The organism is Streptomyces sp. UC4497 (assembly GCF_054871485.1).
Window position 1 is genome coordinate 22,126 of record NZ_JBTYHB010000025.1, and the last position, 12,440, is coordinate 34,565.

13 protein-coding genes are annotated in these 12,440 nt (G+C 71.0%); 9 read left to right on the forward strand and 4 right to left on the reverse strand.

Features of this window, described 5'->3' with window-relative positions:
• Nucleotides 1–48 precede the first annotated feature (48 nt).
• From ACYSUO_RS28670 to ACYSUO_RS28700, 7 genes are all read left to right on the forward strand, one after another.
• A complete protein-coding gene (locus ACYSUO_RS28670; RefSeq protein ID WP_461779132.1) occupies nucleotides 49–2,256 on the forward strand; it encodes a YfgM family protein in 2,208 nt (735 codons plus the stop codon).
• A gap of 85 nt (nucleotides 2,257–2,341) precedes the next feature.
• Nucleotides 2,342–2,860, forward strand: coding sequence for a hypothetical protein (locus tag ACYSUO_RS28675; RefSeq protein ID WP_461779133.1), 519 nt, complete (start codon nucleotides 2,342–2,344; stop codon nucleotides 2,858–2,860).
• 32 nt (nucleotides 2,861–2,892) lie between these two features.
• Nucleotides 2,893–3,006 carry a hypothetical protein gene (locus ACYSUO_RS28680; RefSeq protein ID WP_461779219.1) on the forward strand — a complete coding sequence of 38 codons (114 nt, stop codon included), beginning with the start codon at nucleotides 2,893–2,895 and terminating at the stop codon, nucleotides 3,004–3,006.
• Nucleotides 3,003–3,788, forward strand: coding sequence for an SDR family NAD(P)-dependent oxidoreductase (locus tag ACYSUO_RS28685; RefSeq protein ID WP_461779134.1), 786 nt, complete (start codon nucleotides 3,003–3,005; stop codon nucleotides 3,786–3,788). Before ACYSUO_RS28680 ends, ACYSUO_RS28685 begins: the two co-directional genes overlap by 4 nt.
• A 43-nt stretch (nucleotides 3,789–3,831) precedes the next feature.
• Entirely contained in the window at nucleotides 3,832–4,659 is an 828-nt protein-coding gene (locus tag ACYSUO_RS28690) for a phosphotransferase enzyme family protein (protein ID WP_461779135.1), read from the forward strand.
• 54 nt (nucleotides 4,660–4,713) lie between these two features.
• Nucleotides 4,714–5,445, forward strand: a complete 732-nt coding sequence (locus tag ACYSUO_RS28695; protein ID WP_461779136.1) for a phosphotransferase family protein — start codon at nucleotides 4,714–4,716, stop codon at nucleotides 5,443–5,445.
• Between the two features lie 132 nt (nucleotides 5,446–5,577).
• The gene (locus ACYSUO_RS28700) at nucleotides 5,578–6,732 is read left to right on the forward strand and encodes an LLM class flavin-dependent oxidoreductase (protein WP_461779137.1); all 1,155 of its coding nucleotides are present in this window, start codon (nucleotides 5,578–5,580) and stop codon (nucleotides 6,730–6,732) included.
• A 33-nt stretch (nucleotides 6,733–6,765) separates the two neighbouring features.
• Here ACYSUO_RS28700 and ACYSUO_RS28705 read toward each other — a convergent pair whose 3' ends face one another.
• The gene (locus tag ACYSUO_RS28705) at nucleotides 6,766–7,653 is read right to left on the reverse strand and encodes an IclR family transcriptional regulator (protein ID WP_461779138.1); all 888 of its coding nucleotides are present in this window, start codon (nucleotides 7,651–7,653) and stop codon (nucleotides 6,766–6,768) included.
• 139 nt (nucleotides 7,654–7,792) lie between these two features.
• On the opposite strand from ACYSUO_RS28705, the gene ACYSUO_RS28710 reads away from it, so the two are divergent.
• On the forward strand, nucleotides 7,793–8,770 hold the full coding sequence (locus ACYSUO_RS28710) for an alpha/beta hydrolase fold domain-containing protein (protein ID WP_461779139.1): 978 nt from the start codon (nucleotides 7,793–7,795) through the stop codon (nucleotides 8,768–8,770).
• A gap of 31 nt (nucleotides 8,771–8,801) precedes the next feature.
• On the opposite strand, the gene ACYSUO_RS28715 is transcribed toward ACYSUO_RS28710, so the two are convergent.
• Together ACYSUO_RS28715 and ACYSUO_RS28720 are read right to left on the reverse strand one after the other, a co-directional pair.
• Nucleotides 8,802–9,686 carry an NAD-dependent protein deacetylase gene (locus tag ACYSUO_RS28715; RefSeq protein WP_461779140.1) on the reverse strand — a complete coding sequence of 295 codons (885 nt, stop codon included), beginning with the start codon at nucleotides 9,684–9,686 and terminating at the stop codon, nucleotides 8,802–8,804.
• Nucleotides 9,687–9,788: 102 nt separating this feature from the next.
• Nucleotides 9,789–10,736, reverse strand: a complete 948-nt coding sequence (locus ACYSUO_RS28720) for an SDR family oxidoreductase (RefSeq protein ID WP_461779141.1) — start codon at nucleotides 10,734–10,736, stop codon at nucleotides 9,789–9,791.
• A gap of 141 nt (nucleotides 10,737–10,877) precedes the next feature.
• On the opposite strand from ACYSUO_RS28720, the gene ACYSUO_RS28725 reads away from it, so the two are divergent.
• On the forward strand, nucleotides 10,878–11,717 hold the full coding sequence (locus ACYSUO_RS28725; RefSeq protein WP_461779142.1) for a helix-turn-helix transcriptional regulator: 840 nt from the start codon (nucleotides 10,878–10,880) through the stop codon (nucleotides 11,715–11,717).
• A 15-nt stretch (nucleotides 11,718–11,732) separates the two neighbouring features.
• Here ACYSUO_RS28725 and ACYSUO_RS28730 read toward each other — a convergent pair whose 3' ends face one another.
• Nucleotides 11,733–12,326: a TetR/AcrR family transcriptional regulator gene (locus ACYSUO_RS28730; protein ID WP_461779143.1), complete on the reverse strand. Its 594-nt coding sequence runs from the start codon at nucleotides 12,324–12,326 to the stop codon at nucleotides 11,733–11,735.
• Between the last annotated feature and the right edge of the window lie 114 nt (nucleotides 12,327–12,440).

Here is a 12,440-nt window from a genome sequence, read left to right on the forward strand (position 1 = left end):
TTTCTGCATTTCCCGGCATTTCCCAGGCTGAACGAAGGACTTGACGTCATGTCATCACAGAGCGGGGACCCGACAACCGGATCGGCCGAATTCTTCGTCTCGAGCGGCCAGGAGCAGGAGGAAGGCGCGGAACAGGCCGCCACGGAGCCCACCATGACCAGCGGCGCCGAGGAACTGCCGGTGTCCGCAGAGCACGAGACCTCCGAAACGCAGGAGGGCGCGGCGGCGGCCGTCGCCCGGTACCGCCCGGCAAGTGGCCGGTACCGCAGCAGTGGCGGCAGCTTCCAGCTCGAACTGCGCGTCGACGTCGACAGCACGCGCAGCGGATCCAAGGTCCTGCGCAAGGTCAGCGGCGACTTCTTCACCGTCACCGGCGGCACGACCGCGTACTTCGGGTCGTTCACCGTGCACGGTCCGACCGTCACATGGTCGGCGACACAGGTCGTGATCAAGGGGCTCGGCAGCTACACGTGGCAGGCCGGGGCCCCGGTCGTGCGGGTCACCATCCCGCGGCGCCTGGTCGGGCAGCCGCCCGCCGCCGCCACCGTGCAGTTCCTCACGGTGGCCGGCCAAGCGGGCGCGAGCTACCTGTGCCCGTACATCTCCCCGTACTTCCGCGCTCTCACGTGGGAACAGGACTCGGTGGCCGGCAAGATACCGTTCCTCGCCTACAACACCGGTTCGCTGCCGCGGCCACCGGGCAGTCCCGCCCGCTCGCTGAGTGTTCCCGGGGCGTACGCCGAGGCCGGTATCCAGCTGCTGGTGTCGGGCGCCGCGAACGTCGTCGCCGACAGCCCCAATGGCTGGACCGACTCCGAGCTGCACAGCGCCATGCAGACCAACTTCAGCCAGTGGCGGAACGTCCCGCAGTGGAAGGTGTGGCTCTTCGTGGCCGGCGCCTACGAGGGCCTGGCGGGAGTGCGCGGCATCATGTTCGACGCCGCCGACTCCTTCCAGCGGCAGGGCTGCGCGGTCTTCTACGACATGATCAAGGGCGCCGACCCGGAAACGCAGCGCGCCCAGCTCCGCACGTACGTGCACGAGCTCGGACACTCCTTCAACCTGCTGCACTCCTGGCAGAAGAACCTGGCCCGGCCGCCGGCCCCGCTCGGCCCGAAGGGCGGCTTCGGTGATCTGTCGTGGATGAACTATCCGCAGAACTACCAGTCGGCGTCAGGACCCACCGGGACCGCCGCGTACTGGAGCGACTTCCCGTTCCAGTTCACCGACAACGAGCTGATCCATCTGCGGCACGGCTACTACCGCAACGTCATCATGGGCGCCAACGCGTTCGCGACCGGCGCCGCCGACATCGAGCCCGAACTCTTCGACGAACCGCTCGCCGACGAATCGGGCCTCCGCCTCGGCCTGCGGGGCGCCAAGAGCGGCTTCGCGTTCGGTGAACCGGTCGTCGTGGAACTGAAGTTGGAGACCACGGACCTGCGCGGCCGCTCCACCCACGGCCACCTCCACCCGGACGACGAGCTCGTCAACATCGCCATCCGGCAGCCCTCCGGCCGCACCGTCCTGTACCGACCGCTGCGGGTGCGGTGCGTCGACCACGACGAGACCGTGCGCCTGGACACCGACCGCCCGGCGGTCTACGCCAGCGCCTACATCGGCTACGGCCGCGACGGGCACTACTTCCAGCAGCCGGGCACCTACCAGCTGCGCGCCTCCTACCAGGCCTCAGACGGCTCCCGGATCGTCTCGCCGGTGCTGCGCATCGCCGTACGGCACCCCGTCACCGCCGCCGACTCCGAGCTCGCCGAGCTGATGATGGGCGAGGAGCAGGGCAAACTGCTCGTGCTGCGTGGTTCCGACTCGCCGTCGCTGCGCTCCGGCAACGACGCGCTCCAAGAGGTCATCGAGCGGCACGCCAACCACCCCTTCTCGGTGTACGCGCGCCTCGCGAAGGGGCTCAACGCCGAGCACGAGTTCAAGAGCCTGAAGGCCGACAAGACCGGCCTTGCGGTACGTGCTCCGGACACCAAGGCCGCGATCGACCAGCTCGCTCCGGTCGTGAAGGCCTCCCAGCAGGGCAAGGGCGTGGACAACCTCACCCTGAACCTGGCCACCCGCAGGCTGGCGCGCGCGTACGCCCGCCAGGGCGATCTGGAGGAGGCCGGCACGATCCTCGACCGCCTGGTGCGGCACTTCGACACCTCGGCGTTCAACCCGCACGTCGTGGAGGCCGTGCGCGCACAGGCGGACTCCACCAAGGCCAAGCTCATGTCCGACTTCGGTCCTGCCTGAGCCATCGGCGCGGGCCGCTCACGGTTGTCGTCCACCCGTGAGCGGCCCGCGCACGGGTGCGGGGACAGTACGGAAGGAGCCCGTCGTGCTTGATCTCGTGCTGTACGGGCCCGAGGGCCCGCAGCCCGTCGGCCGTCCGGCCCCGATCCGGGTCGAGGTGCGGAACACGGGTGCGCGGGAGGTGTGGATCGCGGGGGTGCTCGACGGGTCCGAAGCCGGTCTGCGCCATCCGCACTACCTGCCGTCCGTCACCCTCCTCGACAGCGGGCGGACCGTAGCCGGACCGGGCCCCGCCGAAGATCCGCTCGTCGGGCCGCTGCGGTCGCAAGACCTACGGCGACTGGCACCGGGTTCGTCCTTCGACCCCACGGCCGGAGCGGGCTGTCTGCCCCTGCTCACGTTCGCGAATTTCGCGCCCGAGACCCCTGGCCGCTACGGCTATGCGCTGACGCTCTCCACCGAGGCCCGGCGTGACGAGGAGTGGCTGGGCGCTTTCGGGCTGCCGTCCGGGACGGAGCGGAAGGTGCTCCTCGATCTGGTCGCGCAGGTGCCACGGGTCACGGTGACGGCACCTTTGCTGGTGGTGGAGTTCCGCCGCGGGTGAAGCTGTTCTGCACGGAGGCGCAGGCGCGCCGCGTGGACCGATGCCTTCAACTCTTCGGCGGTTACAGCTATATACGCGAGTACCAGCGAGGTCATGAAGACCATCATCGCGAAGTCGCTGAACGTGTGAGGGAGTTGACGAGTTGACGGACGACGACAACCAGGACTTCGGTGGCCGCAAGGGCGCCGCACTCGTCGCGGGCGGCACCGGCGGCATCGGCGCGGCGACCGTCCGCACGCTGGCCCGGCGCGGCAGCGCGGTGCTGTTCACGTACCGCTCGAACGCGGAGTCCGCCGATGCCCTCACCGCCGAACTCCGCGCGGAGGGCACCCAGGTGGAGTCTGTACGGGCGGACCTGACGGACGAGGACGAGGCCGCCTCGGCGATCCGCTCGACGCTGGACCGGTTCGGCGCGCTGCACACGCTCGTGTACGCGGCGGGCCCGCACGTCCCGATGGTGCACCTGAGCAAGGTCCCGCCGTCCCAGTACCGCCACCAGCTGCACGCCGACACCCTGGCCTTCTACAACCTGATCCACCCGGCACTCGACGCCCTCCGCGCGACCGCCGGCAGCGTCGTCGCGGTCACCACCGCGGCCACCCACCGCTACCCGGTCCGCGACGGCCTGTCCTCCGGCACGAAGGGCGCGGTGGAGGCAGTCGTCCGCGCCCTCGCGGCCGAGGAAGGCCGCTACGGGGTCCGCTTCAACTGCGTGGGCCCCGGCATGCTCACGGACGGCATCGCCGCCCGCCTCATCGAGACCGGCGAACTCGACGACGCCGCCCTCCAGGTGACCCGCCGCAACATCCCCCTGCGCCGCTTCGGCACCGCCCAGGACATCGCGGAGGCGGTGACCTTCCTGGCATCGGACCGCGCCGGCTTCATCACGGGCCAGCACCTGTCGGTGGACGGCGGCTACACGGTCTGAAACCGGGATGCGTCACCCCACGCGCGAACCGCATACTCTCCGCATGCGATCTTCCGAGCCCTCCCGCGCGGTGGGCGCGGCCAGGGCCGTCGCGGCGTCACTGGCACTGGGCGTCACCGACGTGACGGTGCTGCACGACTCGAACAAGCTCACCCTGCGGCTGCTGCCGTGTGACGTGCTCGCCCGGGTCGCGCCGGTCGACGATCAGATCGCGGAGTTCGAGGTCGGGCTGGCGCAGAAGCTGGCCGAAGCCGGGTGTCCGGTGGCCGCGCTCGACCCTCGGGTGGAGCCACGTACGTACGAGCGGGACGGGTTCGTCGTCACGTTGTGGACCTACTACGAATCCGTGGCACCGCACGATGTCCCACCCGTCGATTACGCCCACGCGCTCGCGCGGCTGCATGCCGGCATGCGCAAGGTCGAGGCCAGGACTCCGCACTTCACGGATCGCGTCGCGCACGCGCAGCGGTTGTTGGCGGACCGGGAACGTACGCCGGAACTCGCCGCCTCGGACCGGGAGTTGCTGCGCGATGCGTTGCGTGGCGCGGTGCGGGCGATCGACGAGCGCGGTGGTGGCGAGCAGCTGTTGCACGGGGAGCCGCATCCCGGGAACGTGCTCGCCACCCGGAACGGGCCAATCTTCATCGACCTGGAAACCTGTTGCCGGGGGCCCGTCGAACTCGACCTCGCCCATGCGCCCGAGGACGTCGCCGCGCATTATCCGGGGGTCGATGAGGAGTTGCTGAGGGTGTGCCGGTTGCTCGTGCTGGCCGTCGTCACCACCTGGCGTTGGGATCGGTACGACCAGTATCCGGGCGGACGCGACATGGGTCTGGAGTGGCTCGGCCGGATCCGCGCGACGCTCGGCTGATCACGGGCGTGGAGCGCCGCCCCGTTCCCTCTCCACCTCACGCATGCTGGGGCGATGACCGACTCCCCCTTGCCCGGAGGCTCCATCAACGCCGTCGTACGCGTCGGCGACACGGTGCGCCGCCCCGCGTCCCCGGAGTTCACACGTGACCTGTTGCGATGGTTCGAGGTACGGGGCTGGGACGGCGCTCCCCGGCATCACGGCTCCGACGACGAGGGCCGCGATGTCCTCGACTTCTTGGACGGCCACGTCGCATGGGAGCCACGACAGCCGGCGGCCGTCACCTCGGACGAGAGCCTGGTCGCGCTGGCCCGGCTGGTGCGCGCGTTCCACGACCTCACGGCCGGTACGGAGTTGGCCGGCGCCGAGGAGGTCGTGTGCCATAACGACCTGGCGCCCAAGAACACGGTCTACCGCCCGGTCGACGGCGTGCTGAGGCCGGTGGCGTTCATCGACTGGGATCTCGCGGCGCCGGGCAGGCGGATCCACGACGTCGCCCACGTCTGCTGGCAGTACCTCGGCCTCGGTCCTTCGGTGACCGACACCGAGGACGCGGCCCGGCGCATGCGGTTGATCGCCGACGCCTACGGGCTGGCCGACCGGAGCGAACTTGTGGCGACGGTGTTGTGGTGGCAGGACCGCTGTTGGCGCGGCATTCAGGCAGGGGCCGATAGCGGTGATGCCGTCATGATGCGTCTGCGTGACAGCGGGGTGGTCGGCGAGGTGCGTGGGGCGTGCGAGTGGGTGTGTGAGCGGCGGGGTGAGTTGGAGCGGGTGTTGGGGTGATGCGTTCGCCGGCTGTCGGTGCCAACAGGGCGTCGCTTATTGACAGTTGATGCGTACGGTCTGACACTCGTGGCGACCGCGAAGACAGTTTCGCTATAGCGAAAATCCGCAGGTGGCACCGGGAGTGATTCGATGAAGCTCGATCTGCTCTACGAGTTCCAGCCGAAGATCGGCCCCTCGGCCGAGCCGTTCCCGCTCGGGCAGAAGCGGGCCGAGCAGCAGACGTACGCCGAGGCGATCGAAGAGATCAAGTTCGCCGACCGGCTCGGCTTCCAGACCGCGTGGGTGGTCGAGCACCACTTCCGCAAGGGCCGGTCCGCGTCCCCGTCCAACGAGACCATCCTCGGGGCGCTGTCCCAGGTCACCGAGAACATCCGGCTCGGCTTCGGCGTGGTCCTGCTCCCCTCCGGGTTCCAGCATCCGGTGCGCGTCGCCGAGAAGGTCGCCACCGTCGACGTGCTCAGCGGCGGCCGCGTGGAGTGGGGCTCCGGCCGCTCGACTCCCAACGAACAGCTCGCGTTCAACGTCCCGGCCGACGACCGCTCCCGGGACATGTGGCGGGAGGCCTTCGAGTTCGTCATCGCCGCCTGGACGCACGAGAAGCTGAAGTGGAAGTCCGAGACGATCGACTTCCCCGAGCGCTTCATCACCCCGCGCCCCTTCCAGGACCCGCACCCGCCGGCCTGGCTCGCCGCCGCCAGCTCCCAATCCGCCCACAACGCCGGGAAGTTGGGCCTCGGCCTACTGTCGTTCGCGCTGATGCAGCCGGTGGAGAAGATGGCCGAGCAGATCGCCGTGTACCGCGCGGGCCAGGCCGAGTGCGTCGAGCCGCTGCCCCGGGCCACCAACGACCGGGTCGGCGCCTACACCCTCGTGCACTGCACGGACGACCCCGAGGAGGCCGCACGCTACGGGCTGTGGGAGTCGGTGAAGTGGTGGTACCAGAACCTCGCCGAGTTCACCCTCGAATGGGAGCTGGCGCATCTGCCCGAGGAGGAGAAGGAGAAGGCGTTCCCACTGCTGCGGCCCACCATGCGGGGCGAGATCGACCTCGCGAAGTACACCGAGCAGGACATGATCATCGTAGGGACGCCCGAGGAGTGCCTCGAGAAGATCCTGCGGTACGAACAGGCCGGTGTCGACCAGCTGTTGTGCTACACGCAGTTCGGCACGCTGCCGCACGAGAAGGTGATGCGCAGCCTCGAACTGCTCGGCACCCGGGTCATCCCGGAGCTGGAGCGGCGGGGCCATCGGGTCGACTACGAGGCCCTCTTCGGCGGCGCGTGACCGCCTGCTGCCACAAGCGGGAAACGTGCCGTATCAGGCGGGGAACCGGCCACGCGTCTGCTTGGTGACGACGGTGGCGCACGCCTTGACGGCCTCGGCGACGCGGACGACCTCCGTACCGCCGAGACCTGGCGAGAACCCGGACGCCGTGATCGCGACGAGCACCCGCCCGTCGGCGTCGAACACCGGCGCCGACGCCATGCCGAGGTCGTACTCCCGCTCGGGATCGACCACCGGCAGGTCGTAGTCGTTGTCGAACGACGCCGTCCACGTCCAGGTGTCGCGGTCCCGCTGCCGCCCCCGATCGGCCCGCCCCTCGCCGGGCGCTGACGCATCGGGCACCGGCACACCGGCCACCGACGGCGCGAGGCCGAGCGCGTACCCTCGGCCCCGCACCGCCGAGAGCGCGAGCTCGACCCGGTCGCGGTCCACCGCTTCCGGGGCGCGCGCCAGCCACGACTCCACCTCCGCAGGAGGCGCCCACGCCATGAACACGAGGCCGAGCGGCGGCACGAGCGGCACCCGCTCCCCCTCCCGGAATCCGGGCCCGTACCGCGACCCCGTCCCGCCCACGGCGACCGACACGATCTCGGTGGGCGTGCCCGCGCTCACCACCACGTCGGCCTCGAGCTCGGCGGCGAGCGGTCCGATGCGCTCGGTGGCGGCCCGGATCGCGGGATGCTGCTCAAGGGCGGCCATGCCCGCGCTCACCAGGGCGGGGCCGAGTCCGTAGGTCCGCCGGGCCGGGTGCCGGGTCAGATAGCCACTCTCCTCCAGGACGGCGAGGACCGCGTGGGCGGAGCCGAGGCTGCTCCCGGTGCGCCGGGCGATGTCGGAGATCGTGAACTGTTCACCGCGGTGCGACACCAGCAGGTCGATGATCTTCAGCGCCTTCGCGGCGGCGGGCGCCGGTCGCGCCATCACGTCCTCCTCCGGAGATCGGTGCGGGCAGCCGTCAACGTACCTCACCTGTAAGGGATTTCGTCCCGACGAAGAATTTTTCACGGAGCCGATCGACGCACACCACGACATCGATACACACCATGAAGGGACCCCGCCCGTGACGTCCACCGACCCCACTCCCGTCCCTCGCCGGCCCGACCCTCTCCGGGCGGCCGAGGCCGCGCTCGTGAGGCGCGACGGTACGCCGCCGGGCGCGCCCGCCTCGTACACCTGGGAGTTGCCGCCGATCAGGAGATCCACCCTGGCGACGCCGTCCGAACTCGCCGAGCGCCGCGCGTCGATGGGCTCTCCGCCCCGTCCGACACATCCCGGTGTGGGCATCGACGACGTGCGGTACGGGGACGTGCCCTGCGTGGTGTGTGCGCCGCCCCGACCGCGCGGCACCGTGCTGTACCTGCACGGCGGCGGCTACCGGCTGGGATCCGCTGCGCTGTTCACGGCGTTCGCGGCGCGGCTCGCCGCAGCGACGGGCGCCCGGGTGGTGGCCGCGGACTACCGGCTCGCGCCCGAACACCCCTTCCCCGCGGCGCCACACGACGCGGCGCGGGTGTACGAGCGGCTGCTGTCCGAGTGCGACGTCCCGCCCGTGGTGCTGGGCGACTCGGCGGGCGGTGGTCTTGGGGCTGCGCTCGTGGTGGCGTGCGCGCGCTCCGGCGTGGCCGTCCCGAGCGGGCTCGTGCTGCTGTCGGCGTGGCTCGATCTGCGCTGTACGGCGGGGAGTTACCGCTCGCGGGCCACCACGGACCAGCTGTTCTCCCACGAAGCGGCCAGGCAGGCCGCGGACCAGTACCTTCAGGGGCATCCGGCGGACGATCCGCTGGCCTCCCCGCTGCTCGGCGACCTCCGCGCGTTCCCTCCGACGTTGCTGTGCGCGAGCACGGACGAGGTGCTGCTCGACGACTCCGTGGCGTTCGCCGCGGCGCTCGCCCGGGCCGGGGTGGCGACGTCCGCCTCGTACGTTCCCGGCGTGCCGCACGCATGGCCGAGCGTCTTCCCGGATCTGCCGGCGTCGGCGCAGGCACTCGACGTCGTCGCACGGTTCGTCCGCCCCCTGCTGGTGAAGGAGCCGACATGACCGGCATCCGACGGCGGTGCGACCTCCGGGCTCACACCCCGGCCACCACGTCCCGCAACGCCTCCCCCAACGGCAGCTCCACTCGCACACCCCAGCGGTCGCCGCGGGTGGGCTGGTTGTTGACGATCAGGACCGGGGTTCCGGCGTCCGCGGCCTGGCGTACGAAGCGGAGGCCGGACATGACGGTCAGCGAGGAGCCAAGGACGAGGAGCGAGGTGGCTCCGGCGACGAGTTCCCGGCAGGCGGTGACCCGCTCGGGCGGCACGTTCTCGCCGAAGAAGACGACGTCCGGCTTGAGCACCCCGACGCCGCACGCCGCGCACGGCACGACCCGGAAGTCGCGCACGGCCTCGTCGGGCAGGTCCACGTCGCCGTCCGGATTGACCCGCGCGGAGCGGTGCCGTTCAGCCTCGGCCTCGAAGCGCGGGTTGGCCTCGCGCAGTCGCCGGTCGACTTCCGCGCGGGTGGTGAAGGCGCGGCAGTGCAGGCAGAGCACCCGGCTCAGGCTGCCGTGCAGTTCGATGACGTCGGGGGCGCCTGCGGCCTGCTGCAGTCCGTCGACGTTCTGCGTGATCACGCCGGTGACCAGGCCCGCCTCGGCGAGCTCGGCCACGGCGAGGTGTCCGGCGTTGGGCCGGGCCCGGATCATGGCCCGCCAGCCCAGCTGACTGCGCGCCCAGTACCGCTGCCGGGCCTGCTCGCCGCCGATGAATTCCTGGTACGTCATGGGGGTGTGCTGCCGCAGCGAACCGTGCTCCCCGCGGTAGTCCGGGATGCCCGACTCGGTGGAGAGCCCGGCTCCGCTCAGCACGACGACCCCACCCGCGCGCACGGCGTCGACGACGGGTGCCAGGTCGGTGGTGGCGGGCGGCAGGTCGCCGGACGGTTCCCAGGTCAGAGTCGGTCGGGTACGCATGCGAGCCAGCTTACGTACGCGCCCGCCGGCGTGCTGCCCCTTCCCGCCTGTGGCTCGCGCGGTCGGCGGCTGCGGGCTTGAGCGGGCCCCGCACGGAAAGGTCTACTCCCCGCGGGGAAAGGTCACCTTCGTGAGGTCTTGGGAGACCTGCCACACACGCTCCGCCTCCTCCGTTCCACGAAGGCGCGAGTAGAGCTTCTGCTCCGCGGGCGGGCCGCCCATGTGCCCGATTCCGCGCGGCCCGTAGAACCGGCCGCGTTCGGCGTCGGGGGACGTGGCGGCGTACAGGGCCGGGAGCTGCGCACTGTGGACCGTCCCGACGACGATGCCGCGGGCGGACAGCGCCCGGATCAGGCGTACGCCCATGGTGTCCTTGGCGCGGCCGACCTCGGGACGCGCGGCGAGCAGGTTCGTCGGGGCGACGCCGGGGTGGGAGAGGTTGCTGGTGATGCCCCAGCCATGGGCGCGGCTGCGCCGGTCGAGTTCGAGGCCGAAGAGACCGAACGCGATCTTCGACTGGCTGTAGGCCTTCATGCCGTCATAGGAGCGTTCCCAGTTGAGGTCGTCCCAGTTGATGGCGCCTTGGTTGGCCGCGACGCTGACCTGCGACGTCACTCGTGCGCGGCCGGCGCGCAGCAGCGGCAGCAGGTGGGCGACCAGGGCGAAGTGGCCGAGGTGGTTGGTGCCGAATTGCAGCTCGAAACCGTCGGCGGTCGTCTGTCGGTCGGGTGGGGTCATGACGCCGGCGTTGTTGATGAGCAGGTGGATCGGCCGGTCCTGTGCCCGCAGGGTTTCGCCGAGGGCCGCGACGGAGTCGAGCGAGGACAGGTCGAGTTCGTCGAGCGACACGTTCGCGTGCGGCGCCTTCTCGCGGATCCTGGCGAGCGCGGCCTCGCCCTTGCGCGGATTGCGTACGGGCAGCAGCACTTCGGCCCCGGCCGCGGCGAGCCTCGTGGCGAGGCCGAGCCCGATGCCGTCGCTCGCTCCGGTGACAACGGCGCGCTTGCCGGACAGGTCGGGGACGGTGATGTCGATGGGTTTGCGTGGCATGCCCAGAGCTTCGACCGGCGCCGAGGCGACGGCAACCGGTGAAGGGGGGATCGACAATCCGTGGTTACCGCGCCGCGCGGGCGGTAGAAAGGGACGTCAGGACAGGCGCGGACGGCGATGCGTACGGCGATGGAGGCACGGGTGATCGACAGGGCCGGCCTCGCGGAGTTCCTCCGGCGCCGCCGGGAGTCGCTGCAGCCCGAGGACGTGGGCCTCCCGCGCGGGCGACGCCGCAGGACGGCCGGTCTGCGCCGGGAGGAAGTGGCCGCGCTGTGCCACATGTCGACCGACTACTACGCGCGGCTCGAGCGTGAACGCGGACCCCACCCGTCCGAGCAGATGATCGCCTCCATCGCGCAGGGGCTCCACCTCTCCCTCGACGAACGCGACCACCTGTTCCGGCTCGCCGGACACACCCCGCCCCCGCGCGGTGCGGACAGCGCGCACATCGGCCCCGGCCTGCTGCGCATCCTCGACCGCCTCCACGACACCCCCGCGGAGATCGTCACCGAACTCGGCGAGACACTGCGCCAGACCCCGCTCGGCATCGCCCTGACCGGCGACCAGACCGTCCACACCGGTCCCGCCCGCAGCATCGGCTACCGCTGGTTCACCGATCCCGCCACGCGCCGGCTCTACGCCCCCGAGGACCACGCCTTCCTCACCCGCATGTTCGTCTCGGGACTGCGGGGCGTGGCGACGCTGCGGGGGCCCGGTTCCCGCGCGGCCCACTACGCCGACCTGCTGCTCGCGCAGAGCGAGGAGTTCCGCCGGGTGTGGGACGACCACGAGGTCGGCATCCGCCCCCACGAGGTGAAGCACTTCGTCCACCCCGAGGTCGGCGCGCTGGAACTGACGTGCCAGACGCTCGTCGACCCTGCCCAGTCACATCTGCTCCTCGTCTTCACGGCCGTCCCCGGCAGCGAGAGCCACGAGAAGCTTCAACTGCTGTCCGTCATAGGAGCGCAGGCGCTGCACTGAGACAGCGGCGCGGCCTCAGGATCCGTTTGCGGCACCGGCCATGACACGCGCCGCGAAGTCCGCCAGTTGGGCCCGCATCCGTTCACGCGGCAGGCCCTCCTGTCCGGCCAGGTGCTCGACGAGGTCGGCCCGGGTGGCGGCCAGCAGGGCGTGGGCGGTGAAGTCGCCGTCGGTCAGACCGGGGATCTGCTCCAGTACGGATCGGAGCAGGCCGTGCCACCGCTCGTAGTGCGCCCCCTGGTACGGACTGCCGTTCCCGCTCGCCTCCAGGGCCATCGCGAGGCGCCGGTTGTCCAGCTTGAAGCACAGCACGGCGTCGAGCAGGGCGGGGACACGCTCCCGTGGTGGTGTGTCGGGGCCGAGGGGTGACGGGCCGGATTCGACCGCCTCGGTGACCGGTTCGAACCGTGCCTCGTACAGCGCGCGGAGCAGCCCGGAGCGGTCGCCGTAGGCCCGAAAGAGCGTGCCCTTGCCGACGCCGGCCTCGGCCGCGATGTCGGCCATGGTCACGTCCTCGGGACTCGTGCCACGGGCGAACAGCGCGTCGGCGGCCGCGAGAACGGCCTCCCGGTTACGGGCGGCGTCCTTGCGGGGCTTGCGCTCGGGCATCCGATTCCTCTCGTCCTGTGGTCACCGTCGCCACCGTCATTGCAAAACGGACCTACGGTCCGCTATCTTTTCAATCCGGACCTCGGGTCCGGATTCCGATCCTACGCGCTGGAG